Raw genomic sequence first — 25,250 nt, 5'->3', positions numbered from 1 at the left:
GGCCGGCTTCGTCGACGGCCACGAGAGACGCGTACTCGGCCAAGGCGGGGCCGCAGGCCGTTGTGCCTGCGGCCCCGCTCGGGCGTCGGGATCAGGACGGGCCGGGCGTCGGGATCAGGACGGGTCGCCGTACTGGAGGCCGCGTCCGTTGGTGCCGACATAGACGCGGCCGAAGGTGTCGGGGTCGCCGGTGATGACGCCGACGGCGCCGATGGCGCCCCACTGGTGGGCGTCGTCGTTGACGCGGAGCCAGGTGGCGCCCTTGTCGGTGGAGCGGAAGACGCCGGTGACGTCCTTCACGGTGCCGATCAGATACAGGGCCTGGTAGGAGGCGCCCGGCGCGGCCTTGCCGAAGCCGAGGGCGGAGGCGGACTGCACCGTCTTGAGCGTGGTGAAGGTGCGGCCGCCGTCGGTGGAGTGCAGCAGCCCCTTGCCGTCGCCGGAGATCCACAGATCCCCGGCGACGCCGGGAACGGCCGTGAGCCGGCCGGCGGGCAGGTTGCCGGCACGGGCGGTGAAGGTCGCGCCGCCGTCGGTGCTGGCGTAGAGCGTGCCGCCGGACAGTGAGTAGAAGGTCTTGGCCACCGAGCGGTCGGCGACGACCACGGCGCCGGCGCCCAGGCCGCCGACCTTCGACCAGCCGGCCCCCTTGTCGGTCGAGCGGTACGGGGCCTGCCCGGCCTCGGTCCAGACGATGGTGGAGCCGTCCGCCGCGACCGCGACATGGCCGCTGTCGGCGCCGCCCACCGGCTCCGCCCTGAAGCCGTTCCAGCTGCCGCCGCCGTCGGTGGAGTAGGCGCCGTCCTGCTCGCCGCCACGGCCGACGCGGACCATCACCGCGGGGTTGGACTGGGCGAAATCGATGTCGGTGCTGCTGGACATCATCGGGTTCTTCAGCCGCCCGGCGGGCACCTGTGCCAGGGAGTCGTAACGGAAACCGCCCTGGTCGCCCATGGAGGTGATGAGGGTGGCGCCGCCGGGCGGGGCGATCGCGTCCGCCAGAGCGGTCTCCTCCAGCCCCCGGGCCCCCGCCGTCCAGTGGCTGGTGCCGCCGCTGTCGGCGGCGGTGGCGTCCTCGCTGCCCCAGATGCCGTTGCCGGTGCCGTACAGCACATGCCCGGAGTTGAAGGGATCGATGGCCAGGGCGGTCATCCAGTGCCCGATGCCGGTACCGACGTAAGGAGCGGCGGAGGCGTTCCGCACCGATGTCGCGGCCAGTGCCTTCCAGGTCGTACCGCCGTCGGTGGTGCGGTAGAGCTCGTCCTGCGGCCACCAGCGGTCGAGGGTGGTGACCATCACCGTGGACGGCTTCTGCGGGTCGACGGCCAGACCGGAGAACCCGTAGCCGCCCCGGGACGGGGAGACGTCCTTCCACGCCCCGCGGGCCGGCGTGTACTTCCACACCGAACCCCCCGTCACGCCGTTGGGCCCGAGGGCGTCGGTGTACGTCAGGTACAGCGAGCCGTCGCCGGAGACCACGCCGTGCTGGGGCATCTGTCCGGTGGGCTGTCCGGAGACGGCCTGCCAGGTGCTGCCGCCGTCGGTGGAGCGGTACAGGGAGGTGGACTTGTCGGCGACACCGACGTAGACCGTCCTGCTGCCGGCCGGGCCGTACGTCACGAAGGAGATGCCCGCGCCGCTGCTCGCCCCGTCCCTGACGGGGAACGAGGAGACCTGGCTCCATGTCACGCCGTAGTCGGTGCTGCGCCACAGGCCGTTCTTGCGGGTGCCAAGGAGCAGGGTGCCGTGGTCCGCGGGGTCGACCACGAGCCGTTCGCCCGCCCCGCGGCCGTCCTCGTTGCCGCCCAGCTTGAACGGCAGCTCGGTGCGCTTGAAGGTGCGGCCCCGGTCGGTGGAGCGCAGGATCGCGCCGTTGCCCGCCCACTCGTTGGTGTAGGTACCCGCCCCCAGGTAGAGCCGGTCGGGGTCGACGGGGTCGGTGGCCAGCGAATCGATGCCCAGCAGGTTCCAGTCCTTCTCGCCGATCCAGTCGGTCAGCGGGATCCACTGCTCGGCCCCGGTGTCCCAGCGGTAGGCGCCGCCCATGTCGGTGCGCGCGTACAGCAGGCCCTTCTCCCGCTGGTTGAACACCAGCCCGGTGACGTAACCGCCGCCCACCACCTGGGCGTTCTTCCACACATACGGTCCGGCCGCGGCCGTGGCCTGGGTGCCGCCGGTCCCGGACGCCCGGGTCTCGGCCGTCTTCACCAGCTTCCACTGCTGGTTGCTGCTGCCCCTGCTCGGATACTGGACGACCGCCGCGCCCTCGGCCTTGGAGCCTCCGAGGACGTCCAGTACTTGGCCGCTCCTGCGGGAGGTGAAGGTGACGGCGTCGGAACCGCTCACCTCCTTGAGCTGCCACTCCTGGGAGGCGGACGAGCTGTCGGTCTGCTGCTCGGCGGCGGCCCGCTGAGCGGTGGAATCGCCCGCTACGCCCAGCACCTTGCCGCTGTTGCGGTTCACCAGCTCGTAGTAGCCGTCCCCGGTGGCTTTCAGCTTCCACTGCTGGTTGGCGGTGTTCTGGTCGGTCCACTGCTGGATACGGGTGCCGTCGGCGGTGGAGAAGCCGTTGACGTCCAGCACCTTGCCGCTGCGCACGGAGACCAGCCGGTAGTAGGCATTGCCGTCGACCGTCGCGGCCTGCGAGTCCTCCTGCGTGAACAGGACATACGGCACGACGGCGAGGGGCAGACCGAGCAGCACGGCGGTGGCGGTCCAGCGACGGCGATGGCGCCCGCGGCGCCCGCCGTTCGTGGGGTCGTTCATGGGGAGGCGTTCTCCTTGCGTGCCATTCACCAGAGGTGAGGCGGATCCAGGCTCCGGAACGGCTGGATCCGCCTTCTTGTGGTCACAGGCCCCGCACAGGGTTGCCACGAGCCGAAAACTTCTTTTGCGCGCGGCGCTCGGCGGGGTCAGCAGGTCGCGCGGAGGTAGCCGTCCGCACCCTCGGACACGACGTTCTGCTCGCGCCGGTCATGGTCTGCGACCGCCGCCGCGCTGTCACCTCCGGTCGGCGACGAGCGACCAGACCTCCACATCGTGTCGGACGCCGTCCAGCGCCAAGGCCGAGCGCAGTACCCCCTCGCGCTCCATGCCGAGTCGTTTCGCCACCGCGATGCTGCGTATGTTTCCGGTGGCCGCCGACCATTCGACCCGGGACATGCCTCGGGTGCCGAGCGCCCACTCGATCATGAGGCGGGCGGCCCCTGTCACCAGCCCGCGGCCCCGCGCCTCCGGTGCGAGCCAGGCGCCCAACGAGCAGGTTCCGTTCCGGGCGTCGAAGGTGGCGAACCCGGCTCCTCCCACGAGCAGGCCGTGGAGCCAGATGCCGTGGACGCGCCTGCCGTCCCGGGCCTGGTCGTCGGCGTAGCCCTGCAACCAGCGTTCGGCCTTGGCCACATCGTCGATGTCCGTCGCCCAGGGCATCCAGGGAGCGAGATGGGAGCCGGAGCGTGCGACGAACTCGTAGAACTCCTTCGCCCGCCAGGGTTCGAGGGCGCGGAGCTCGGCCCCCTCGGTGATGGGCTGACTGAGCATGAGAGCGTCCGATCGACGGTGGGAGTGGAAGCGCGCGGCGCGGCTCAGGCTACCCAGGGCCCCACGTTCTGCCTCGCCCGCCGGGGTGGAGCCGCCGACGACCCCGAGGCCGGCACATGGCTGAGGACCTTCAAGAGCTGACCTGGGCGGACGGCCGAGCTGTGCCGGTCAGGTGGGCCCGTCCGGGCTCCGGGAGAAGGCCGTGTCGCCGGCCATCGCCACGATCGCGTCCTTGACGAGCAGCACTCGCGGCGGGGAGTCCTGCGCTTTGTCCCCGGGGGCGTCCAGTGCGGAGGTGCGCCAGACCTCCGCTCCGGTGCGGCTGTCCAGTGCCAGCAGACGGCCGAAGCGGTTGGAGAAGTAGACCCGCTTGTACGTCGCTGACACCGCGGGCGCGGACAGACTCTCCACGTCCGTCACCTTCTGCCAGAGTTGTTTGCCGCTGTCCGCCGACACCGCGGTGACCGTCCCGTCGGACCGGACGACGTAGACGACGCCGTCCACCAGGGTGGCCGTGCCGGTCAGCGGATGTGCCAGCGGTATCCGTCTGACGTGCCCGGTGTTCGGGGCCACCCGCAGCAGCGCGTTGTACGGCCGTTCGTACCCCGATTCGTACACGTCCTTCGCGGTCTGGGGGGCGAGGAACAGGGGTTGCCCGCCGACCGCGCCGAGCGCTTCCGCCTTCTTGGGCAGTGTGGCGGTCTCGGTCAGGCTGCCGGGTCCGATCTTCATCAGCTCGACCGGGGCCTGGCCGGGCTCGGTGCCGGCTGAACACAGGGCGTAGGGGGCGCCTCCCAGTGCCGACGGAGTGCAGACCTCGTTCAGTGAGGGCGCCCGCCACAGTTCCCTGCCGGACGGCCCGTAGGCCACGAACGACGAGTAGTCGGGAGACAGGGTCAGCAGTCCGCCGTCGTACAGGACCGCGTCCTGGGACTTGTTGATGTCGCGTTGCCACCGCCGGTGCCCGGTAGCGGCGTCGAGGGCCACCACGCGCCTGGTCCTGTCGTCCGGTTCCTCGTACATGTAGACCAGCCCGTCGCGGACGCCGATCGGCCGCGCGCTCTGCGGGCGGGTGCCGGTCCGCCACAGGGTGCGGCCGGAGGCCGCGTCGATCCTGGCGACCGTGAAGCCCGTACCGCCACAGAACAGGGCGCTTCCCTCCGTCACGCATCCCGGGCTGTCGTAGTCGAGAGGGATGCCCTTCACGGCGTTCCGCAGCTCCGTCCGCCACGGCCGCCAGCCGTCGGGCAGTGACGCGGCACGGGCGGTGGTCGTGGCGGTGGCGGTGGCCGCGGCGGTGGTGTCCTGACCGGACACGAAGACACCCACCCCGATACCCAGCCCCGTGACGGCCAACGCCGCGCCGAGGCCGGTGAGCAGCATCCGGGCTCGGCGTCGCTTTCCGGTGCCGGTGCCGGTGCCGGTGCCGGTGCTGGTGGGGGTGTTGGTGGGGGTGGGGGTGTTGGTGCGGGTGTCGGTCGCGGCGCCCGCGGAGGTGGTGGCCGCGCTCCGAGAAGTGGGGTGGCGGCGGGGGTTCGCGGACTGCCCGGTCTTCGGGGACCCGGTGGCGTCGGATTCCGGCAGCGCCTGGAGCATGCGGTGTATGTCCGTCAGTTCCGGCCGTGCGGCAGGTTCCTTGTCCAGGCAGCGCTCGACAATGCCCAGGAGCGCTTCCGGCACCCCGGCGAGGTCCGGGGTCCCGTGCACCACCTGATAGCCGGTTATGTACGGGCTGTCGGCGTTGAACGGTCCCGTGCCGACGGCCGCGAACACCAGCAGCGACCCCAGCGAGAACACGTCCGAGGCCGGGGTGACCTCTCGGGGAGACGCCAGTTGTTCCGGCGACATGAAGGGCGGAGTGCCGATCATCCGACCGGTCGTGGTGAAGCTCTGGTTGTCAGGAGCGCGCGATATGCCGAAGTCGATGACGCGCGGCCCGTCCTCGGTCATCAGGACGTTCCCCGGTTTGAGGTCCCGGTGCACCAGGCCCACCCGGTGGATGTCGCGCAGCGCCTCGGTGAGCCCCAGCCCCAGCGCGCGCAGGTGCCGCTGGCTCAACGGGCCGTCCTGCTTCACGACTTCGGAAAGGGTGAGCCCCGGCATGTAGAGCGTCGCCATCCACGGCCGTTCGGCGTCCGGGTCGGCGTCCACGACAGGCGCGGTGAAGGCTCCGCTCACTCTGCGCGCTGCCGCGATCTCCTGCCGGAAGCGCGTCCGGAACTCCTCCTCCTGGGCATACGGCCCGTGCACGAGCTTGACCGCGACCCGCCGTCCCGAGGCGGAGACTCCCAGATAGACGACTCCCATGCCGCCCGCCCCGAGCCGACCGAGAAGGGTGTAGCCGCCTATGGACTCCGGGTCCCCGGTGCTCAGGGGCGTCATCGCCGATCATCCTTCCCAGCGCCGGCCTGTCTCACGGGGATCAGAGTAGGGCCTGCCTCCCCGGAAACGGAGCCGCGCCTATCACGAGCTGTCGGCAAGTGTTGACTCGAACACCAACTCGCTTTTGTCGAAAGAATGTTGCGATAGTCTCCACGCTGACCGACATCAGTCGCGCACGTCGCGCACGTTGCGCACGTCGCACATGTCACGCGAGAGACCGGGATTCCCATGTCTGTCCCTCACCACGGCCGGTCCAGCGCGCTCGCCTACGCCGCGGCCGGCATGGAGCCCCCGCCTCCGGTCCCGCTCAAGAAGACCGACCCCACTCGGGTCGGCCCGTACGTCCTGATGTCGGTGCTCGGCAGTGGCGGGATGGGCCGGGTCTATCTGGGCCAGGACACCACCGGCGGGTCGGGCCTGGCGGCGGTCAAGGTGATCCGGCCCGAATACGCGGAGGATCCCCAGTTCCGGAAGCGTTTCGAGCGGGAGGTCGGCGCCCTCGACCGCGTCCAGGGGGCGCACATCGTGCGGCTGCTGGGCAGCGGTTGCGACGAGGACCTGGTGTGGGTGGCCACCGAGTACGTCCCCGGGCCGACACTCGCCGAACTCGTCGACGCGCGGGGGCCGATGGACGCGCAGGCCGCCTGGCGGCTGCTGGCCGACATGGGCCGTGCGGTCGAGGCCATCTGGCGCGCGGGGATCGTCCACCGTGATCTCAAGCCGTCCAATGTGATCCTGGCGGCCGACGGCGCCCGCGTCATCGACTTCGGTGTCGTCCAGGCCACCGACGGCACCTCGATCACCGTCACCGGCCAGAACGTGGGAACCCCCGCCTACATGTCCCCGGAACAGGTCAGGGGCAAGGAGGTGACCGCGGCCTCCGACGTCTTCGCGCTGGCCTCCGCCCTCGCCTACGCCGTCACGGGGCAGGCGCCGTTCGGTGAGGGCACCGGTGTCGACGTCCTGCACCGGGTCGCCTTCGAACCGCCGAAGGAGGAGGTCCTCGAGAAGGCGGCGGCCGTCGACACGGAACTGGCCGCGTTCATCCGCACCTGCCTGGACAAGGAGCCCGAATCGCGCCCTTCACCGGAGACGGTGTTCCGGACCGCCATCGGGCACCAGTTCCCCGCGCCGACCGAGCGGCCGTCACGGTCCGCGCCGAAAAAGGCACCCCTTCTCGATGGACGACTCACCGCCGCCCCCGCGCCACCCGCGGACCCTCCCGCCGGCTCCGCCGCCTCCGACTCCCCTGCCTCCGATTCCCCTGCCACCCCCGCTCCCGGGAGGCGCAGGAAGCTGATCGTGGGCGCGGCCGCCACGGTGTGTGTCGCGGTCGCCGCGGCCGTCACCGTGGCACTGCTGCCGCACAGTCACTCCTCTACGACGGCCGCCCCCGGGCCGGACACGTCGGCGACCGTGACGGACAACCCGGCCTCCACGCCCAGCAGTTCACCGAAGGCGCGGACGTCCTCCCCGTCGCAGGCGGACCAGGCGGCGAAACTGTCGCCGAGTGCGGCGGCGACGAAGGACCCCACCACGCAGGGTTCCGGGACACCGGACCTCCGCACCGCCGCGTGCCGCGCCGAGCTCGCGTCGGGAGCCACCGGCGCCTGCGTCAAGGCCCTGCAACTCCTCCTCGACGCCCATGGCCTCTACGTCCCGGTCAGCGGGGACTTCGACGCCGCGACCGTCGCCTCGGTCAGGGCCTTCCAGACCGAGGCCGGCCTCACCGTCGACGGCAAGGTCGACGCGCAGACCAGGAAGCTCCTGTACGCCCTGCCCCGCGGAACCGTCCGGGCCGGCTCGGTCACGGTGACCGAGAGCGTCAACGCCGCCTCGGTCGCCCGGTGCCTCGACAATCGCGCCTCGGACGTCCAGGTGTGGGGGTGCAACGGCACGGACGCCCAGAAGTGGGCCCTGTACCGCGTGGCCGGCCAGGGCTCTCAGTACCGCGTCGTCAATCGGGGCAGCCATCTCTGCCTGGACGCCGACGCCGGCACGACCGGCCGGAACGGCCAGGAGATACAGGCCACGGGCTGCGACGGGCTGAGCGCCCAGACGTGGCAGCTGGGCGGCGGCGGAACGCTGGTCAGCGTCCCGGACGGCTTCTGTCTGGACGCCGACGCCTCCACTTCCGGGCAGGACGGTCAGCCGGTACAGGGCTGGGGATGCGCGGGCAGCGTCAACCAGGTGTGGCACTGGTCCTGACGGCTCCGCCGAGGGGTGGACACGACGTCGCCCCGCAGTACTGACCACACCGGTCTGTCCGTGTTTCTCCGCCGTCCGTAACGGCGCATCAACTCCCTTGTCACAGCGGTGTCCTGGTGCAACTCCCACCGCAACGCATCGTCCGGCGCAGGCCTCCTGTGAAACAACCGAGGCCGCTCAGCCGGAGCGAGCGGCCGATACGACACCGCTTCCCAGGAGTACCGATGCGCGTCAAGAAGATGCCCGCCCTCGCCCTCGTCGTCGCTGCTGCCGGCCTCTCGCTGACCGCGTGCGGCAGCGGTGACGGATCGAGCGCTTCCGCCAAGACCAGCACGTCCACCGCCGCGAGCAGCTCCACGGGCGCGAGCACTTCCTCCACCGGCGGCACCTCCACCGGCGGTACCTCCGGCGGCGGCCAGGGCTCGACCTCGGGTTCCTCCTCGTCCGGCTCCTCCTCCTCGTCCGGCTCCTCCGGCTCCAGCGGCACCAGCGGCTCCAGCAAGGGCAGCGGAACCGCCGCCCAGGCGAAGTCCTCGACGTCGGGCTCCATGTGCAAGACCGACCGTCTCGCCTTCAGCGCCTCCTCCACCGGGACCAAGAACGAGATAGTCGTCAACCTGAAGAACACCGGTTCCAGCAAGTGCAGCATGCACGGCTTCCCGGGCGTCCAGCTCGTGGGCCCCGACGGACTGGGCGACACCGGGCCCGACGCCGCCCGCACCGACGCCTCGGCGCCCACCGTCACCATCGGGCCCGGCGAGGAGACCCGCTTCCTGCTCCGCTACATCCCGGACACCAGCGGCTCCGGCAAGAAGTACACCCGGCTCGACGTCACCCCGCCCAACGAGAAGGTCTCGGAGATCGTGAATCTCAACGGTCTCGCCTTCACCATCTCCGCGTCCAGCGGCAACGCTCCGGACGTCTACGTCGACCCGGTCGGCTACCACGTCGGCTCCGGCAAGTAAGACCGGCAGCGAGCCACGCCCACCACCGACGCCCGGGGCTCCCGCTCAGCCGAACGCAGCCAGGGAGACCGGCTGCCACTGGCGCCAGGTGCTCAGACGCTCCTCGTAGAGAGCGGCGACGTCGGTGAAGGACTTGCCGAGGAAGATCCTCAGCGGGGGCCGTTCCGCATCGACGATCCGGAGAATCGCGTCGCGGGTCGCGCGCGGGTCGCCCACCTCGAAATCCTGCGCGGTGGCCGCGTGGACTTCGGCGTAGTCCGGGTGCAGCGCACTGTGCCGTGCCCCGCGATCCAGCCAGTCGGTGGCATAGGGGCCGGGCTCGACGTTGGTGATGTGGATGCCGAAGGCTGCCACTTCCTGTGCCAGGGACTCCGACAACCCCTCAAGAGCCCACTTGGAGGCGTGGTACGCGCCGATGCCGGGAAATGCGCGTACACCTCCCTCGCTGGTCACCTGCAGGATCCTTCCCGAGCGTTGCGACCGCATGAGAGGCAGCACGGCCTGCGTGACCCACATCGCGCCGAAGAAATTGGTCTCCATCTGAGCCCGGAGGTCGTCCTCGTTCAATTCCTCGACCATGCCGAAATGCCCGTAGCCGGCGTTGTTGACCGCGATATCCAGCGAACCGAAATGCGAATGGGCGAGCTGCACCGCCTCATGCACCGCGGCGCGGTCGGTGACGTCGAGCCGGACCGGCAGTACCGCGTCCCCGTACCGCTCGGCCAGAGCGGTCAGCGCGCTGACGTCCCGAGCCGTCGCCGCGACGTGATCGCCGCGTTCGAGCGCCGCTTCTGCCCACTCGCGGCCGAACCCCCTCGAACTGCCCGTGATGAACCACGTCTTCGCCATGACTGGTGCTCCCCATCCGTGCATTGCTGTGCGTGAATTGCCTGCTGTTGCTCCTCCAGCGTGCTGCTGATCCAGGTATTCCACCAGCGAAGGTCTCACATAGGAGACATGCGGTTTTGGAACATGTCAGGATGACGGCATGGCGGACTTCACCCTCACCGGTCTCCGCGTCGTCCAGGCAGTGGTCGACACCGGATCGTTCACCGCCGCGGCCGACGCACTCGGATACACACAGTCAGCGGTGTCGCGTCAGGTGGCGGCGATGGAAGCCGCCGCGGGCGCACCGCTGTTCGTCCGCGGTGCCCGCGGGGTGGCCCCGTCTCCCGCGGGCATGATGCTCGCCCGCCGAGCCGCGACCGCCCTCAACGAGATCGACGCCGTCAGCACGGACCTCGCCGGACTCCAGGACCACGTCACCGGACGAGTCGCCATCGCGGCGTTCCCCTCGGCCGCAGCCGTGCTCGTCCCCAGGACACTGGCCCGCCTCGGAAACGAACACCCGGGTCTGATCGTCGAGTTCGGCGAGGCGTCCTCGCCCACGCAGCTTCGCCAGCTCCGCGCCCACCGCATCGACGTCGCGGTGATCGGTGTGGGACCGGACCTGCCCGCCTACGATTTCGAAGGGCTGCGCCGCGACCTGCTCCTCGACGGCGGCCTGCTGCTCGCCGTCCCTGCCGACCACCGGTTCGCCGGCCGCGGAACCATCCCGGTGACCGAGCTGAGGGACGAACCCTGGATCGTCGGCAAGGGCCTCCGCGACGACCCCCAGTTCGGCGCCTGGCCGACCCTCGACCACCCGCGGATCGCCTACGCCGCCCGCGAATGGCCCACTCGCCTCGGCCTTGTCGCCACCGGTCTCGGCATCGCAGTACTCCCCGAAGTAGCCGCGGCCGCGGTCCCCACCGGAGTCCGCGTGGTCCAGGTCGACGACCCCGCCTGGCTCGGACGGGCCGTCGTCGCCGTCACGGCCCGAGACCGCTCTCCCGAGGTGACGGCCACCGTGGCGGCACTGCGCCACGAGGCCGCACAGCTTCGAGCGGCGCCATGACGCTCACTCCTGACGGGAGCGAGCGGTCTCGCGGTGGGTGTCCCGCTGTCTCTCATCGAGCTCACGCGATGGCGCGGTCGTCATGGATTCCTCCGGTAAGCCGGCGCAGGTGTCGGTCGGTTCAGCGCGCGTGTGCCGCTACGGCGGCTTCCCAGGTGAATCCGTCCGGGTCGGTGAGGTCTCCGGTGGTGCTGCCGCCGATGACGAGGCGGTGCGATCCGGTGCCGTCGGGGGCGACACCCAGCTCCTTGGCGAGGGCGCGGCGCCGGTACAGGGCCAGTTTGACGGGGCTCGGCCCGGAGGCGAACTCGGCGTACATGCGGCCGAAGCTCTTCGTCACGGTCAGGCCGTGGTCGATGTAGAACCGCTTGCTCTCGGCCATGTCGGCGACTCCGAGCAGCAGTACGAGCTCGTCGATCCGGCCGGTGGCCGGGCCGGTGTTCTTCTTCGCCGAGGTCGCGATCTTCCAGATCGTCCCGTCCGGCGCCTGGACGACGCCGCCGTAGCCCCACAGGGACTTCGCCGGACGCTTGAGCGGCGTGGCGCCGGCGTCGAGGGCGGCGCCGACCAGCCGGTCGACGTCGGCGGGCTGGGACACCGTGAGCGCCAGTGTGTAGCCGCGGAAGCCGGTCGTGGGTGCCTCGGAGGCCCGCAGGCGGAACCGGCCGTGCAGGCCGAAGGCCGTGTAGAAGCGTTCGGCGGCCTCGACGTCGGCCACCTCGAGGGTCAGGGATGCGATGGATGCCATGCCCTCACGCTAGGGACGGTGCGGCGGTCGGCGCTTCTCGAATCCTGACCGGTCACCTGCCGGTGGTTCCGTAGGCGGCCATGAACATGTCCAGCAGGCTGTCGATCGCGGTCTCGTCGATGGGGCGGGTCGACAGCAGACTGCGGTAGTACAAGGTGCCGCACAGCACCTCGGCGGCGAATTCCAGGTTCGCGTCCGCGACCAGTTCACCGGTCCGCTGGGCGCGGGTGATCCGGTCGAGGGTGCTCCGTTCGACGGTGGCGAGGAAGCGCTCGTGCAGGGTCGCCCGCAGTGCGGAATCGGCTTGGGCCTCGGCGATGACGGCGCGATAGATGGGGCCGATCGGCGGTTGGGAGAGGGCCGAGCCGGAACGGATGAACTGTTCGCGCAGATCCCCGCGGACGTCCCCGGTGTCGCGGTAGTCCAGGTCGCTGGTCCACACATGGTTGAGCGCGTCGAGCAGCAGCGCCGCCTTGGACGGCCAGCGCCGGTAGATCGTGTGTTTTCCGACCCCGGCCCGTCGGCTGACCGCCTCGATGCTCAGGCCCGCGTAACCGGACTCCGCGGCCAGATCGAGGGTCACCCGCAGCAGCTCCTCGGTGCGGGCGGCGCCTCGGCGCCGCGGCGAGGCGGGAGTGTCGGACATGTTCCCAGCATATCGGCACGCAGCGTGCCGTTGACATGGACCGAGGGTTTCCCGCAGGATTCCGTATCTATCGGCACGGACCGTGCCGATAAGCAGGAGGGGGTAACCATGAGCACCACCGAAAGCGGCAGGCACGAGGGCTTCTCGGTCGAGGAGCGGGCCGCGATGAAGGACCACGCGCAGGAGCTCAAGAAGGCCGCGCGCCGCGCCACGGCTGCGGAGAAGGCGGCGGAGGCGGAGCGGGACGTGCTTGCGAAGATCGCCGAAATGCAGGACTCGGACCGCGTCATGGCCGAACGCGTCCATGCCGTCGTCACGGCCAACGCCCCGGCCCTCGCACCGAAGCTCTGGTACGGGATGCCCTCCTACGCGTTGAACGGCAAGGTGGTCTGCTTCTTCCAGAGCGCGGAGAAGTTCAAGGCGCGGTACGCGACGCTCGGGTTCAGCGACCAGGCGAAGCTGGACGACGGCACGATGTGGGCGGCCGGCTTCGCGCTGACCGAGGTGACGCCCGAGGCGGAGGAGCGGATCGCCGCACTCGTCAAGCAGGCGGTGAGCTGAGCCGCAGAGACGTGCTGTACGCGTGCGCTCGGATCGGCGGCACGCGAACGACGAAGCCTCAGGTCTTTGCCCCTGAGGCTTCGTCGGAAGAGCGGCGGTTCAACCCGAGCCCGGGAGGGCGGAGAGCAGGGCCGCGGCAGCTCTGTCGAAAGGGGCGATGCTGCCCGCGGCGCGACACAGGATGTGGGCGCCTTCGAGTGTGACGATCATGAGGGTGGCCAGATCAGCGGCCTGGGACGCGCCCATACCGGCGTGGGTGAGTTTTCCGGCGAGCTCGTCGCCCCATCCGGTGAATGCTTCGGCCGCGACTGTGCGCAGGCTGCCCTGGTCGGCAATGGCCGCACCGCCGTCGACGGTGACCGCCGCGATCGCGCAGCCGCCGCCCCCGGCGGACGCCTGCACCACGGGGCGGACGCTGCCAAGGAACGCCTCCACGACTTCGCGTGGCGTGCGGGCCGGCAGTTCGTGCAGGTGGCTGCGGACGTCATCTGCGTTGCGGCGGGCGGCTTCGAGTGCGAGTTGCTGTTTGCCGCCCGGGAAATGGTGATAGATCGCCCCGCGCGCGGCACCACTCTCGGCCAGCACGTCGGTGAAGGACATCGCGGCCAGGCCGTGGCGCTGCAGCAGTCCGATTGCTGCGCTGATCATGCGGGACTTCGTGTCCGCGGCCATCGCGACCTCCTTGACTAGTACGGCCATCCTAGTCCATGCTCCCCCCACTAGGACGCTCGTACTAGTGGCGTGGGCTGGACAGCCCCCCAAACCGGAGGTTCGTGATGGGCAAGACGTTTCTCTACACCGAGATCCAGGCCGCAGTGCCGTTCGATCAGTTCGACTGGCACCAGATCAATGCGGCGCTGAAGACCGCGCCGGGCCTGATCCGCAAGACGTGGCTGTCCGGCATCGGAACTCACACCGTCGGCGGCTTCTACGAGTTCGACAGCGCCCAGAACGCCCTGGCCTTCGCTCAGGGCCCCTTCGCCGAAGAAGCCCGCCGGGCCGGAGCCGCGGCGACGACACGACTGTTCGACGGCGACATCGTCAAAGACGCCAGTATCGACCTGAACTCGCCCTACTACATCTGACACCGCGGGCTGCCGCCGAGTCGGCTCTGAACACGCCTCGTTCCACCGCCGGGGCGAGGCGGCCCCAACGGAAAGTCATCTCGATGAACATCACGCGGCACCCCGAGAACACCGTGAGCTGGATCGACCTCGGCACCCCCGACATGGGGACGACGACGGCGTTCTACACCGCGCTGTTCGGCTGGACCGTCGCCCAACCGGACTCCAACGGCTACCGGCTCTGTACGCTGCGCGGACATCTCGTCGCCGCCCTGGGGCCGGCCGAGGACGCCGGCGCACCCTACTGGACGACCAACGTCACCGTGTCGGACATCCAAGCCACCGCCACCCGCTTCACGAACCTGGGCGCCCGGATCATCGTGGCACCCACCCAAGTCGGGACACTCGGCCACTACGCTGTCGCTCTCGACCCCGTCGGCGCACCACTGTCACTCTGGCAGCCCGGCACCCATGACGGCATGCAGCTCAACCACGAACCGGGCACCTTCGCCGACATCAGCCTGCTCACCGACCACCCCGAGCAGGCCGCCGCCTTCTACCGACCGGCCCTGCACTGGAACTCCAACCCCCAGCACACCGAGTTCCGGTTGCCGGACAACTCCATCGCCGCCACCGGCACGCCGCCAGGGAAACCAACGGCGCAGCGATCACTCTGGCTGGTCGGGTTCGCCAGCAACAGACCCGCCGCCGACGCCAAGCGGGCCCGACAGCTCGGTGCGACCGAAGTTCGCCAGAACTCCAACGGAGACCTGGTCATGCGCGATCCCACCGGCGCTCTGTTCGGCCTCATCCAGCACGTCCGATAGTCCCGCTCACGCCATGGGCACGCCTCCGCGTGGGGACGCCATACGGGGGCGGGACTGCTCCACCGCGGTTCTGCACCTGTGGATGCGGGATGTTCCCGACGCATCGGCCTGCAGAAGCACACCCCTCCACAGGCACCGCACGCTCCACCTCACCCGCTCTCCCCGCATCGCCGGACGGCGGCTGTCAAGGCCCTCACCAGCCCGCACGCACCATGGCCCGGGGCGACGAGATCGCCGCCGTCGCCTTCGCGCCGGACGCTTCGCGGTTCGTGACGGGTGACCGGACGGGCCGGGTGGGGCTGTGGGACGGAAAGATCGAGCATCGGGCGACGTTGATGACAGCGGCGAAGTCTGCGGTCAATCAATGGCATGGGTCCAAGACTCACTCCTGCTCACTGATTAGGAACGGTGGATCACCAGGCCACCTCACCGTGACGGTCGCGGAAGGTTCCGGTCGGTCCGTCCGTCCCGAGGGTGGCGAGTTCGACGATCGCGTCGGTGCCCTCGGTCACTGTCTGCGGGCCGCTGTGTCCGTTGAAGTCGGTCGCGGTGTAGCCGGGGTCGGCCGCGTTCACCTTCATCTCCGGCCAGGACTTGGCGTACTGCGTGGTCAGCATGGTCACGGCGGCCTTCGACGCCGTGTAGAGCGGCGCGAGGTTCCTCGACTCGACGCGCTCGGCGTCGTGGGTGGCCGCGAACGACCCCATACCGCTGGACACATTGACGATGACCGGGTGCGCGGACTTGCGCAGCAGCGGCAGGAACGCGTGCGTCACCCGGACGATCCCCACGACATTGACCTCGAACACCGCGGACGCGTCGGCGGCCGTGATCTGGTCGGCGGGGCTGTGTGTCCCGAAGACACCGGCGTTGTTGATCAGGACGTCGATGCCACCCTCGCGAGCCGCGACGTCGGCGGCGGCCGCGGCGACCGACGCGTCGTCGGTCACGTCGATCTGGACGAAACGGGCCCCGAGGGCCTCGGCGGCCGCCCGGCCGCGCTCCGGATCACGCGCACCGAGCAGGACGTCGTGGCCGGCCTCGACGAGCCGACGGGCGGTCTCGTAGCCGAGGGACTTGTTGGCTCCGGTGATGAATGTTGTGGTCATGCGTCCACCCTCGGCCCGGCACGAGAGCAGAACCAGTGCCCCCTGCGACGGTAGGACAGCCAGTACCAGGCACGACGACTGCCGGGCGGAGACAATGACGGAGTGGACGAGACCCTGGGCACGGCACTGCGCCGCTGGCGCGACCGTCTTTCCCCCGCCGACGTCGGACTGACCTCACGGCCCGGACGACGCGCGGTGGGGCTGCGACGCGAGGAGCTGGCCGAGCTCGCCGGATTGTCCGTCGACTATGTGGTCCGCCTGGAACAGGGCCGCGCCACCAGCCCTTCGGCGCAGGTCGTCGCGAGCCTGACCAGGGCGCTGCAGCTGCAGCCCATGGAGCGCGATCACGCCTACCGGCTGGCAGGTCTCCTGCCTCCCCAGGAGGGAACGGTGTCCACGCATGTCCCGGCCGGGGTCCAGCGGATGCTGGCCCGCCTCGGGGAGTTCCCCGTGGGCGTGTTCAGCGCCGACTGGACCTTGCTGTCCTGGACCCCCGCATGGTCAGTACTGATGGGCGACCCCAGCGCACGGACACACGACGAGCGCAACCTGACACGGGCGGTCTTCGCCGCAGGGCCCAGCCGGCTCGCCTCATGGCCCGTGCTCCATGAAGACAACGCCCTGAAACCCGCCCTCGTCGCCGACCTGCGCACAGCCCTCGTCGACCACCCCCGCGACCGCGGCCTGACCGACCTCGTCGAGGAACTGCGTTCCGCCAGTGCGGAGTTCGCCCGGATGTGGGACGAGGGTGCGGTCGGTCCGCACGTCTCGGCCCGCAAGACCGTCGTGCACCCCCAGGTGGGTGAGGTGATCTGCGACTGCGACGTGCTCACCGTCCCAGGCTGCGACATCCGACTCGTCGTCTACACGGTGGCCGCGGGATCCGCCGACGCGGAGAAGCTGGAGTTCCTACGGGTCACGGGCGGCGTCAGCGCCGACGGCCCCGCGCCTCCGGGACCCGGCCTGTTCTCCACGCCGTAACGATCGGGCCGGCCGGACCCCTCCAGCCAACAGCCTCCCGCTCCTTCAGCACCCCCGTCACCGACGCCACCGGCCACCTCCGCATCGCCGAGGCCGAACAGAACGTCCATCAACAGGGCCCCGGTCAATTGGTCTACACAACAAACAAATCCCAGGCCGCTGACCTGGGGTTTCATCATGGAGCGGGTGACGAGAATCGAACTCGCGCTCTCAGCTTGGGAAGCTGCGAGCTTTTGCGGCCGGTCCGGGCGCTGACCTGGGCGAACGGTGAGGGAGCGGCCTCGTCGGACTCGGCTGCTTTCACCGTGGTTCCCCGCTGTTCCCCGCTCGTTCTGGTGCGCTTGTGGTGCATCCTGTCGACGGCGTGGAGGCAGGAGTGTCCGTGCCTCGTGCCATGATCCTCGGGTGCTGGAGATCCCGGGATACGAAGGCGGCCCTTTGGTCGAGGGGAGCGCCTATCTGGACGAGCCCTTGTTCTGGCCGGTGCACCTCGGTACCTGCTTGCGTGGCGAGGACGCGCAACGAGCCGCGTTCGGTGCCGACTGGGACGCGGCCATGGAGCTCTACCGCGCACTGTCCGCCGACCACGAGTGGCCGGTGTTCACCGTGCCCCTGCGCTCCGGCCACACCATCTACGTCGTCTACCGCAACTTCGACGGAGATCAAGGGGTGGACTACCTGATACATAACCCGGCTTGGCCCGCGGCGGAAATCCTCGCAGTGGACGACGGCCACTTCATGGGGCCCGGAACCGCCTGGCCGGAACTACTGTCCGCTGCCCGACAGCCGGCACCAGCGGGCATGGACGATGCCGACGCTCGCCTCCTGCTGCTCTTCCCGACCCTCGGTGATGCGCGGCTCCCCGAGGACGCGGCTGTTCCCCTCACTGCCGCGCTTGCCGCTCTCACGCTGATTGAGGAGCCCGCCGAAGTAGCGGGGATGCTCTTGGAGAACCAGGGGCAGTGGGAGCCTGCCCACTGGAGGCTGGCGGACGGGGTCTGGATCAACGACGGCGGGCACTCCTACCGAAATCCCTACAACGCTTTCGCTCTGCCGGAGGAGCGCCTGCGGGAGATCAGCAACGCCTTGATCTCATCGACGCCGTAGAGGGCTACCGTTCTACTGTGACCGGCTCAACAGAGCGCCCCATTCTGTTCCTCGACGTCGACGGGCCACTCATCCCGTTTGGGCAGCCCCGACGGGCGGCCCCTGCTTTCCGTTCCGATGTGTCCTGCGTTTTGGGGAACCCGCTGCTGGAGCGACTCGACCCCGCCGTCGGTCCGCGCTTGATGGCGCTGGGGTGCGATTTGGTGTGGGCCTCGACATGGATGGACGATGCGAACGAAGCAGTCGCTCCGCGCATCGGGCTGCCGCGGCTGCCTGTGGTCAAGTGGCCAGACGTGCTCACCGACGAGGGGCCGCGCGGCTTGCACTGGAAGACCCGCCATCTTGTCGCGTGGGCCGGCCGCCGCTCGTTCATCTGGGTCGATGACGAGATCAGCGATATGGACCGCCTCTGGGTCTCTGCGCAGCACGAAGGTCAGTCGCTGCTGCACCGCGTCGACCCGGTCGCAGCCCTTACTGACGACGATTTCGCCGAGCTCGCCCGCTGGCTCCGCTCCACCTTGTGCAACCGCTCCTGAGCACCGCTTTAGGAGTTCGGTTCAATCCCGCTTCGGACGTCGTAGTCGACTGGCGCGACGGCCGGACAGGGTTGTCGGCGTACGCCCGCGTCCGGCGTCGTTGATGTCAGCCGTGGATGTCAGAACCTTCTGATCTGTAGCTCTAGCGGGATCGGTCAGCGGGGGTCATACCGGCCGCTGGGCGGGCCCGGTGGGACGCTACCGTGCGGGGGCGGCTACCAGGGTTGCGGTACCTGGCTGCTGTACCGCACGATCCAAATGGGGTGACCATGGAACGGCATGTGCTGGAATCGCTGTTGATCGGTGATGACGAGGCGTTCGTGATAGCTCTGGCCGCCCTCCGCAGTGGCGCCCCCTACTCGGTGGAGGAGCGGGTACAACCCACTGGTGCGCATGCCGGAGTCTTCGGTCGTCGACTTCAGCGCATGCGGATGCACGGATTCGAACCCCTTGGCCTGGAGCGAGCAGTGCAGCTCATCAGGGAATACGGCCGGCCTGTGCGCTCAGCGCTGATCGATCCTGGCAATCGGACACGGTTCACACTGCTCTTCCTCACCGAGGACGGCAGCGCACTCGTGGCCTGCGCTAGCTGGCCGCTGCCGCTGGTTGCCAGGAAGCCACCGCTTTAGGAGCGAGTGCGGGAAACCGCTGGTCAGGGGCATTCTCGTCCTGGCCGTGGACTACTTTAACTAGGGTCGGCGACGGCGCCCACGGCGGATATGCCGCTGCTGAACAGGCCGGTCCTCAACCGTACGGTGCAGCGCTACGGTGAGGCCATGAGCACCCGGGACCCGGCCGAGCTGAAGGCGTTGATCGAAGAGGCCACCATCGATGCCTACGGCGAGGATGAGCAGCTCACCGGCTTCTTCACGATGATCGAGGAGAACCTTGCCGTGCCGTTCACCACGACTGTTCTCGGCGTCGAGGTGAGCGTGATCGGCGTCGATCTGGCCGAGGACGGGCGCGTGGTCGCACGCTGTGCCCGGGGGGCGGTACGACAGGACATCGGAATTCTCGACCTGCCGTTGCCGGATCCCGCCCCTGCGGGCTCGCAATGGATCGAGGCATACCGCTACTGGGCCCGCTGAACTGGCGCGCCGCGCAACTGCCCAGCTGAGCCCCTGCTCGAACGGACAGTCGTCCCCACTGCCGCTGACCGGAGCGACTGCGGGAAACGTAGAGCACGTAGCGCGCATACCGCAGTATGCTTGCCGTTATGGCTGACACCACGCGCATCACGGTGACCCTCCCCACCGAGCAGGTGGCGGAGCTGAAGAAGATCACGGACAACATCTCCGGCTACGTGGCCGAAGCGGTCGCCAGACAGATCCGGCACCAGCTTCTGGGAGCCGACCTGCGCGGCCACACAGACGAGCACGGGGCCTTCAGTGAGGAAGAGCTGGCCGAGGCGCGGGCGCGGATCTTCGGTACGACGCAGGCCGCCGGTGGCGCGAGCGCCGCGTGAGCGGGCACATTGAGACTGTCGTCCTGGACGGCGAGGGGCTGTCGGCCTGGGTGGCGCAGGACCGGAAGGTTCTGGCGATGTTCCAGGTGTTCCACGACATGGGAGCGGACCTTGTCGTCAGCGCCAACACCATCGTGGAGGTGAGTCACGCCAGGGTGAATCTGCCCCGGCTGCAATGGGCGCTCTCCCGGGTCAAGGTGGAGCCGGTCACGGAGGCGGCCGCCAAGGCGGCGGCACAACTGCTCAAGGGCGCCGGTCTGCACGGACACAAGTACGCGATCGACGCCACCGTCGCCGAAGCGGCCTTGCGTCAGCCTGGCCCGGTCGCCATCCTCACGTCGGATGTCGATGACATGACCCGGCTGTGCGGCAGCAAGGTCCGGATGATCGGGCTATGACCGCTGCCGTGACTCCCTCGCCAGTCGCCCCACGGATGCGAGCGAGCGCCTTGTCTGCTTGGCGGACATGTCCCAAATGTCGCCTATAAATGCAACCGAAACTGCAACCAGGGCATGCCGAAGAGTCGGACCGCACTAAGCGGTCCGACTCTCTTGGTCCGGGGCGACGCCTACCTGGACGACCCGTTGTTCTGGCCTGTGCACCTCGGCTCCTGCCTGCGGGGGGAGGACGCACAACGAGCCGCGTTCGTGGACGAATGGGGCGTGGACTATCTGATCCATCAGCCGACATGGTCCGAAGCGGAAACCCTCGCTGTGGTCGACGGTCACTTCATGGGGCCCGGCATGGCCTGGCCAGAACTGCTGTCCGCTGCTCGGCAGTCGGCAACAGAAGGCATAGGTGATGCTGACGCCCGTCTCTTGCTGCTCTTCCCCTGCGTCTGCCATTTCCGTCACACGCTCGGGCAAGCGAGTGACGGGGAATGTCAATCAGCGAGGCAAGACATGTCTTCTTGCCCTGGGTCTTGCCGGGGATCTTGGTGAGCTGGGTCTTTGCTGGTCAGGCTCGTCCGCCTGGTGGTGGTCCTTGGTCGTCATTGGCCACCGTTGAGTAACCTCGGGCGGCCCAGAGACGGCCCAGCCGTGGATCACGCGAACGGCTCTAGCCGGCGGACGCCGCCCGCCATTGCGCGGTGATGCACCCCTCTTCCATGTCCCACCACTCCTCGCCCGCACCGTTGTTGAGCAACCGTTGCACCTTGGCGAGATCGGCGGTGGGTGGGACGTCTAGGGCGACCATGCGGAGCCGTTCTGTGCCCTCACCGCAGACTCCGAGTTCGTGAAACGCGTTGATCACGCTCTGCCGTTCAGCTCCAGAGCCGCCGCCACGGAGCACGATGAGGCGGATGGTGCAGACCTCGGAACGCCGAACCACCTCGCCGGCCCATCGCACGCCCTCCTCGTCGGGCTCGGTGGTCACGATGTCCCCGCAGGCGATGCCTCGGACGAACCAGGGGATGTCGTCGAGCCGTGCGGTGCCGTCGCCTTGGTTGACCGCCCACAGACTCTCTGCCGACGCCGGGGCCAGTCGTCCTCGATCTCAAGCCGGAAGTGCACCTTCAAGTAGAGGCCTTCGGGGTTCGTCGGGTGACCGGAGCCGTCTGCTCAAAGTTGGATACGGGTTCGTCTGTGCCTCAGCCGACGACAGCCAGCCACGAGGGCGGGTGCGCCAACCGATCGGGCGCGCGTGTGCCTCGCTGCACCCCCACCGGCATCAGCCACGCTATCGAGAGAGCCAGACGCTGGGGTCGGCTGTCGTCGGCCCACACGTAGGGAGGCCGATGTTGCTCAACTGGGTCGATGCCCACTTCATCACGTGATACCTAGGATGAAGACCGTGTCGCGCCGCCGTGCTACATGGTCACTCGCTGTTGGATGCTTGCCGGAAGAGGCGAGTACTGCTGAAAGTCATGCCAGGAGGGATATTTCATGGATCGTATCACTAAGACATACCTTGAGGCTTTCCAGAGCGAGCAGTGCCTGGGGCATCTCAGCCTCAGTGATGCGTTTGAACGCCTGGCCGACTATTGCGTTGTATCTGACGCCTATGACGATGAATTCAATGTCGAGGACGTCCACACGGGAGGAGGAGCCGATCTAGGCCTTGATGGGATCGCAATCCTAGTGAATGGCGCTCTCGTAACGTCACGAGAGGAAGTGATTGACCTCCTGTCCATTAGTGGGAGCTTGGATGTAATGTTCGTATTCATCCAGGCTAAAAGCGGCGGCGACTTCAGCGGCGAGTCGATCAGTGCCTTCTTTGACGGGGTAGACGAGTTCTTTCAGGAACGTATTGAGCTGCCCGCAAATGAGGAAGTTCATCAGGCGCACGAACTCATGGAGGTAATCTACGAGAACAGTGTTAAGTTCAAGACTAAGAAGCCGTCCTGTCGAATTAACTATGTAACAACCGGACAGTGGGCCGGTGACGGATACCTGCAAACCAAGATCGACAGAAGAGTGGCATCCTTGCGAGCAACTGGCCTATTCTCTGATGTCGAGTTCAATCCGATGGGTGCCGACGAGCTGCACGCAAGCTATCAACGTAGCAAAAATAGTGTTTCGGCCGAGTTCACCTTTTCAAATAAAGTGCTCCTTCCGGAGATCCCTGGGGTCGATGAGGCCTATCTTGGCGTAATTCCCGCATCTGAATTCATGAAGCTCGTGACCGATGGCTCTGGCAACATCAGGAAGTCGCTGTTTTACGACAACATCCGAGACTTCCAGGACTATAATACGGTTAATGTTGAGATCCGTCAGACTCTCGCAGCGGCTGCAACGCAAGGGCGATTTGCCGTTCTGAACAATGGAGTGACGATTGTCACTCAGCAACTCCAGACGACGCGAGACAAGTTCACGCTGACGGACTACCAAATCGTCAACGGATGCCAGACCAGCCACGTTCTGTTTGACGAGAGGGGTAAGCTAACTGATCTGATTCACATTCCCCTCAAGGTTATCTCAACCCAGGATGAAGAAATCATTTCGTCGGTGATCACTGCCACTAACCGGCAGACTCAAGTCACCGTAGAGGACCTATACGCTCTCGGCGCCTTCCAGAAAAAGCTCGAAGCATTTCTCGCCGCATACCCGGACAAGAAGAAGCTTTTTTATGAGCGGCGTTCCAAGCAGTACAATGCGCAGCCGGGAATTGAAAAAGTGCGCATTATCACCAAGCCTCAGCAAATCAAGGCATTTGCAGCCATGTTCTTGGATGACGCACATAGGTCGAGCCGCTACTATTCTGACCTGCAAGCGCAAGTTGGGGATAAGATCTTCAATGAGCAGCATAAGTTGGAGCCGTACTATGCTGCCGCGTTTGGATTCTACAAGTTGGAATTCTTGTTCCGTAACGGCGTTCTTCCTGTTTACTACAAGCCTGCCAGATATCACCTCCTTATGGCTTTCCGGTATCTTGCTGCTGGCCCTGAACTGCCCGCATTCCATGCGAACAGGGTCCAAAAATATAGCAACGTTATCTGCGAAGCGCTCTGGGATGATGCGCGAGTTGAGCAAACATTCAAGAAGGCAATCGAAGCTGTTGACGCCGCACTGAGTGGCGCGTCCCTCACCCGCGATACCGTGAAGACCCAGGGCTTTACTGATGCTGTTAAAGCAGCTCTGGGGCACCCGTCAAGAGCGCGGTCATCCAGTTGAATGATCGGAAAGTGTCATAGCGCGTTGCGCAGAGGGGGCGTTTGTGGCGAACACACGAGCGGCCGAGGAAGCGGTCGAACGCCTCCTCGCCCAGGATCGCAAGATTCTGAGGCTAAGACAAGAAATACGAGCTGGCCGACTGAGGCGCCAAACGCTGGTCTTCGCATTCTCCTCGACTCCCATATTATTCACACTGCTCCTAGTCGGAAATATCGCAGCCTGGCGCCGAATTGATATGGCCCGCATCAACATGGCATGCATTCCGATCTTTATTGCACTTGCTGTACTTGCCCTCACGATTGCAGCCAAAAGTAGTAATGTTAGCGGCCGCCTCGAGGGGTGGACGCCTGAGTATGTCGATAATCTTCGCCTGGATCTAGAGCTGGAGATTGAAAGGAAGCGCCTTTCTGCGGCTTCACTCACACTCCCCCCGGAAACCCGAAGGCACGTATACCGGGAGACCGTACCGGGGTCGGTAGAGCAATTTCGCCTGGAAAGCAGGAGATATCGCAGGATCCACAACGCATTCCAGAGTGTCATCATTATCGGATCTCTGGCAACGTCGACGGCGGCTGGCCTCGCGGACACGCCTCCTCCATATAAGTGGATAACAGTGGCAATGAGTTTTGCCGTGGGCATCTCGGCTGGATTTACCGGATATTTCAAGTTCCGTGAGCGAAGCTTCTACCTACAGCAGACCGCAGACGCCATCGAGGAAGAGTACGAAAGCGTGGCGCTTGGAGTGGGTCGATACAGGAATTCCCCAGACAGCGAAGCAGCCCTAATTGATTTTACACAGCGGGTCGAAACGCTAAAGAGTGATCAGAGGAAGAGGCAGCAGCAGCTAGACCAGCCGACCGAGGACGCTCAGGTCTAGAGCAACTCTGACCTAAGCAGGCGAAAGCCAGCCACAATGGCGGACGCGTCGAACGAGTACCTGTCACCAATAGCAACACGGGCGGGCTCCACTCCGGGCTGAGCGTTGTTGACGCAGACGTATGAGTGCGCGGTACGGCCGCCGGCCGGGCTGGAGCGGGGCGGAGACAGGAGCGCAGGCCCGGCCGGGGGCCGGGCCGCGCGCGGGGAGCGGAGCGAGCCGCCTTGAACCCGTAAAGAAGGTTGTTACTCAGCGACTGGCATCTTTTTGTCCGGTCCCGGGAGATGCTTGACACTTCGATCCCAGCTGATGGTTGACGGTGGCCGTGTTCGGCTTTTCTGTGCACGTCGTTGTGGCGTGTGGCGGGAGGCCGGGATTGGCTCTGGTGGAGTTGTCGGTTGTCGAGCAGAGATACCGGGCTGTGCTTGCGGTGCTGGCGGGTGCGACGGTGACGGAGATCGCCGTGTCGCTGGGGGTGTCGCGGCAGACGGTGAGCGGGTGGAAGTCGAGGTATGCCGCCTCGGGCCTGGCGGGGCTGGCGGATCGGTCACGCAGGCCGGCGTCGTGTCCGCATCAGGCTTCCGCCGAGGTGGAGACGGCCGTGTGCGAGCTGCGGCGCAAGCACCCTCGCTGGGGTCCGCGGCGGATCGCTCATGCGCTGGAGCGGTCCGGGGCGCTGTCGCCGGTGCCGTCTCGGATGACGGTGTATCGGATCCTGGTCCGTCA

The 25,250-nt window shown here is 67.5% G+C and carries 24 protein-coding genes and 1 pseudogene; 16 read left to right on the top strand and 9 right to left on the bottom strand.

Features of this window, described 5'->3' with window-relative positions; translation table 11 throughout:
* Positions 1-114: 114 nt before the first annotated feature.
* The 3 genes from ACZ5SK_RS08340 to ACZ5SK_RS08330 all read right to left on the bottom strand — a co-directional run bounded on the left by ACZ5SK_RS08340 (position 115) and on the right by ACZ5SK_RS08330 (position 5,919).
* Positions 115-2,766, bottom strand: a complete 2,652-nt coding sequence (locus tag ACZ5SK_RS08340) for an RICIN domain-containing protein (RefSeq protein WP_334578483.1) — start codon at positions 2,764-2,766, stop codon at positions 115-117.
* Positions 2,767-3,000: 234 nt separating this feature from the next.
* Positions 3,001-3,537, bottom strand: a complete 537-nt coding sequence (locus tag ACZ5SK_RS08335; RefSeq protein ID WP_334578482.1) for a GNAT family N-acetyltransferase — start codon at positions 3,535-3,537, stop codon at positions 3,001-3,003.
* Between the two features lie 168 nt (positions 3,538-3,705).
* On the bottom strand, positions 3,706-5,919 hold the full coding sequence (locus ACZ5SK_RS08330; protein WP_468575590.1) for a protein kinase domain-containing protein: 2,214 nt from the start codon (positions 5,917-5,919) through the stop codon (positions 3,706-3,708).
* 228 nt (positions 5,920-6,147) lie between these two features.
* Between ACZ5SK_RS08330 and ACZ5SK_RS08325 the strand changes: the two genes are divergently transcribed.
* A complete protein-coding gene (locus ACZ5SK_RS08325) occupies positions 6,148-8,127 on the top strand; it encodes a protein kinase domain-containing protein (protein WP_334578480.1) in 1,980 nt (659 codons plus the stop codon).
* A gap of 224 nt (positions 8,128-8,351) precedes the next feature.
* A complete protein-coding gene (locus ACZ5SK_RS08320; RefSeq protein WP_334578479.1) occupies positions 8,352-9,092 on the top strand; it encodes a DUF4232 domain-containing protein in 741 nt (246 codons plus the stop codon).
* A gap of 45 nt (positions 9,093-9,137) precedes the next feature.
* Here the strand turns inward: ACZ5SK_RS08320 and ACZ5SK_RS08315 are convergent, their stop codons facing one another.
* A complete protein-coding gene (locus tag ACZ5SK_RS08315) occupies positions 9,138-9,941 on the bottom strand; it encodes an SDR family NAD(P)-dependent oxidoreductase (RefSeq protein WP_334578478.1) in 804 nt (267 codons plus the stop codon).
* Between the two features lie 139 nt (positions 9,942-10,080).
* Here ACZ5SK_RS08315 and ACZ5SK_RS08310 point away from each other — a divergent pair, with 139 nt between their 5' ends.
* The gene (locus ACZ5SK_RS08310) at positions 10,081-10,989 is read left to right on the top strand and encodes a LysR family transcriptional regulator (protein WP_334578477.1); all 909 of its coding nucleotides are present in this window, start codon (positions 10,081-10,083) and stop codon (positions 10,987-10,989) included.
* 121 nt (positions 10,990-11,110) lie between these two features.
* Here ACZ5SK_RS08310 and ACZ5SK_RS08305 read toward each other — a convergent pair whose 3' ends face one another.
* Complete coding sequence (locus ACZ5SK_RS08305) at positions 11,111-11,737, bottom strand: glyoxalase (RefSeq protein ID WP_361707513.1); 627 nt, start codon at positions 11,735-11,737, stop codon at positions 11,111-11,113.
* Between the two features lie 52 nt (positions 11,738-11,789).
* Positions 11,790-12,383, bottom strand: coding sequence for a TetR/AcrR family transcriptional regulator (locus ACZ5SK_RS08300; protein WP_334578475.1), 594 nt, complete (start codon positions 12,381-12,383; stop codon positions 11,790-11,792).
* 108 nt (positions 12,384-12,491) lie between these two features.
* On the opposite strand from ACZ5SK_RS08300, the gene ACZ5SK_RS08295 reads away from it, so the two are divergent.
* Positions 12,492-12,944, top strand: a complete 453-nt coding sequence (locus ACZ5SK_RS08295; protein WP_361707509.1) for an iron chaperone — start codon at positions 12,492-12,494, stop codon at positions 12,942-12,944.
* Between the two features lie 99 nt (positions 12,945-13,043).
* Here ACZ5SK_RS08295 and ACZ5SK_RS08290 read toward each other — a convergent pair whose 3' ends face one another.
* Positions 13,044-13,616, bottom strand: a complete 573-nt coding sequence (locus tag ACZ5SK_RS08290; protein WP_361707506.1) for a TetR/AcrR family transcriptional regulator — start codon at positions 13,614-13,616, stop codon at positions 13,044-13,046.
* Between the two features lie 104 nt (positions 13,617-13,720).
* Here ACZ5SK_RS08290 and ACZ5SK_RS08285 point away from each other — a divergent pair, with 104 nt between their 5' ends.
* A complete protein-coding gene (locus ACZ5SK_RS08285) occupies positions 13,721-14,029 on the top strand; it encodes a hypothetical protein (RefSeq protein WP_361707503.1) in 309 nt (102 codons plus the stop codon).
* An 83-nt stretch (positions 14,030-14,112) separates the two neighbouring features.
* Positions 14,113-14,835: a VOC family protein gene (locus ACZ5SK_RS08280; protein WP_334578471.1), complete on the top strand. Its 723-nt coding sequence runs from the start codon at positions 14,113-14,115 to the stop codon at positions 14,833-14,835.
* A gap of 413 nt (positions 14,836-15,248) precedes the next feature.
* Here the strand turns inward: ACZ5SK_RS08280 and ACZ5SK_RS08275 are convergent, their stop codons facing one another.
* Positions 15,249-15,944, bottom strand: coding sequence for an SDR family NAD(P)-dependent oxidoreductase (locus ACZ5SK_RS08275; protein ID WP_457495199.1), 696 nt, complete (start codon positions 15,942-15,944; stop codon positions 15,249-15,251).
* Between the two features lie 102 nt (positions 15,945-16,046).
* Between ACZ5SK_RS08275 and ACZ5SK_RS08270 the strand changes: the two genes are divergently transcribed.
* From ACZ5SK_RS08270 to ACZ5SK_RS08240, 7 genes are all read left to right on the top strand, one after another.
* Complete coding sequence (locus ACZ5SK_RS08270; protein ID WP_334578469.1) at positions 16,047-16,925, top strand: helix-turn-helix transcriptional regulator; 879 nt, start codon at positions 16,047-16,049, stop codon at positions 16,923-16,925.
* A 405-nt stretch (positions 16,926-17,330) separates the two neighbouring features.
* Positions 17,331-18,032 carry a hypothetical protein gene (locus ACZ5SK_RS08265; protein WP_361707498.1) on the top strand — a complete coding sequence of 234 codons (702 nt, stop codon included), beginning with the start codon at positions 17,331-17,333 and terminating at the stop codon, positions 18,030-18,032.
* Between the two features lie 17 nt (positions 18,033-18,049).
* Positions 18,050-18,568, top strand: coding sequence for an HAD domain-containing protein (locus ACZ5SK_RS08260; RefSeq protein ID WP_457495201.1), 519 nt, complete (start codon positions 18,050-18,052; stop codon positions 18,566-18,568).
* Positions 18,569-18,837: 269 nt separating this feature from the next.
* Positions 18,838-19,197 (top strand): hypothetical protein, encoded by a 360-nt coding sequence (locus tag ACZ5SK_RS08255; protein WP_334578466.1) that lies wholly within the window; start codon positions 18,838-18,840, stop codon positions 19,195-19,197.
* Positions 19,198-19,344: 147 nt separating this feature from the next.
* Positions 19,345-19,656 (top strand): hypothetical protein, encoded by a 312-nt coding sequence (locus tag ACZ5SK_RS08250; protein WP_334578460.1) that lies wholly within the window; start codon positions 19,345-19,347, stop codon positions 19,654-19,656.
* 128 nt (positions 19,657-19,784) lie between these two features.
* A complete protein-coding gene (locus tag ACZ5SK_RS08245; protein WP_107443165.1) occupies positions 19,785-20,033 on the top strand; it encodes a hypothetical protein in 249 nt (82 codons plus the stop codon).
* Entirely contained in the window at positions 20,030-20,431 is a 402-nt protein-coding gene (locus tag ACZ5SK_RS08240) for a DNA-binding protein (protein WP_361707493.1), read from the top strand. The genes ACZ5SK_RS08245 and ACZ5SK_RS08240 overlap by 4 nt, the downstream gene beginning before the upstream one ends.
* A 661-nt stretch (positions 20,432-21,092) precedes the next feature.
* Here ACZ5SK_RS08240 and ACZ5SK_RS08235 read toward each other — a convergent pair.
* A pseudogene (locus ACZ5SK_RS08235) lies at positions 21,093-21,553 on the bottom strand (DUF4265 domain-containing protein).
* Positions 21,554-21,919: 366 nt separating this feature from the next.
* On the opposite strand from ACZ5SK_RS08235, the gene ACZ5SK_RS08230 reads away from it, so the two are divergent.
* The 3 genes from ACZ5SK_RS08230 to ACZ5SK_RS08220 all read left to right on the top strand — a co-directional run.
* The gene (locus ACZ5SK_RS08230; protein ID WP_361707490.1) at positions 21,920-23,647 is read left to right on the top strand and encodes an AIPR family protein; all 1,728 of its coding nucleotides are present in this window, start codon (positions 21,920-21,922) and stop codon (positions 23,645-23,647) included.
* A 43-nt stretch (positions 23,648-23,690) separates the two neighbouring features.
* Positions 23,691-24,524 carry a DUF4231 domain-containing protein gene (locus tag ACZ5SK_RS08225; protein ID WP_361707487.1) on the top strand — a complete coding sequence of 278 codons (834 nt, stop codon included), beginning with the start codon at positions 23,691-23,693 and terminating at the stop codon, positions 24,522-24,524.
* Between the two features lie 391 nt (positions 24,525-24,915).
* Positions 24,916-25,250 (top strand): helix-turn-helix domain-containing protein (locus ACZ5SK_RS08220; RefSeq protein WP_468575784.1); only part of this gene is annotated, 335 nt, incomplete at its 3' end.

The sequence above is a fragment of the Streptomyces sp. NPDC031474 genome (assembly GCF_055581185.1).
The sequence above is the reverse complement of the archived record's forward strand: the minus strand, read 5'-3'. Positions and strand labels throughout refer to the sequence as shown.

Coding starts and splice junctions, on each gene's coding strand:
- ACZ5SK_RS08305 (WP_361707513.1), bottom strand. CDS start 11,737: ATGGCATCCATCGCATCCCTGACCCTCGAGGTGGCCGACGTCGAGGCC.
- ACZ5SK_RS08275 (WP_457495199.1), bottom strand. CDS start 15,944: ATGACCACAACATTCATCACCGGAGCCAACAAGTCCCTCGGCTACGAG.
- ACZ5SK_RS08295 (WP_361707509.1), top strand. CDS start 12,492: ATGAGCACCACCGAAAGCGGCAGGCACGAGGGCTTCTCGGTCGAGGAG.
- ACZ5SK_RS08280 (WP_334578471.1), top strand. CDS start 14,113: ATGAACATCACGCGGCACCCCGAGAACACCGTGAGCTGGATCGACCTC.
- ACZ5SK_RS08300 (WP_334578475.1), bottom strand. CDS start 12,383: ATGTCCGACACTCCCGCCTCGCCGCGGCGCCGAGGCGCCGCCCGCACC.
- ACZ5SK_RS08290 (WP_361707506.1), bottom strand. CDS start 13,616: ATGGCCGCGGACACGAAGTCCCGCATGATCAGCGCAGCAATCGGACTG.
- ACZ5SK_RS08255 (WP_334578466.1), top strand. CDS start 18,838: ATGGAACGGCATGTGCTGGAATCGCTGTTGATCGGTGATGACGAGGCG.
- ACZ5SK_RS08245 (WP_107443165.1), top strand. CDS start 19,785: ATGGCTGACACCACGCGCATCACGGTGACCCTCCCCACCGAGCAGGTG.
- ACZ5SK_RS08310 (WP_334578477.1), top strand. CDS start 10,081: ATGGCGGACTTCACCCTCACCGGTCTCCGCGTCGTCCAGGCAGTGGTC.
- ACZ5SK_RS08315 (WP_334578478.1), bottom strand. CDS start 9,941: ATGGCGAAGACGTGGTTCATCACGGGCAGTTCGAGGGGGTTCGGCCGC.
- ACZ5SK_RS08250 (WP_334578460.1), top strand. CDS start 19,345: ATGAGCACCCGGGACCCGGCCGAGCTGAAGGCGTTGATCGAAGAGGCC.
- ACZ5SK_RS08335 (WP_334578482.1), bottom strand. CDS start 3,537: ATGCTCAGTCAGCCCATCACCGAGGGGGCCGAGCTCCGCGCCCTCGAA.
- ACZ5SK_RS08340 (WP_334578483.1), bottom strand. CDS start 2,766: ATGAACGACCCCACGAACGGCGGGCGCCGCGGGCGCCATCGCCGTCGC.
- ACZ5SK_RS08325 (WP_334578480.1), top strand. CDS start 6,148: ATGTCTGTCCCTCACCACGGCCGGTCCAGCGCGCTCGCCTACGCCGCG.
- ACZ5SK_RS08285 (WP_361707503.1), top strand. CDS start 13,721: ATGGGCAAGACGTTTCTCTACACCGAGATCCAGGCCGCAGTGCCGTTC.
- ACZ5SK_RS08330 (WP_468575590.1), bottom strand. CDS start 5,919: ATGACGCCCCTGAGCACCGGGGACCCGGAGTCCATAGGCGGCTACACC.
- ACZ5SK_RS08230 (WP_361707490.1), top strand. CDS start 21,920: ATGGATCGTATCACTAAGACATACCTTGAGGCTTTCCAGAGCGAGCAG.
- ACZ5SK_RS08320 (WP_334578479.1), top strand. CDS start 8,352: ATGCGCGTCAAGAAGATGCCCGCCCTCGCCCTCGTCGTCGCTGCTGCC.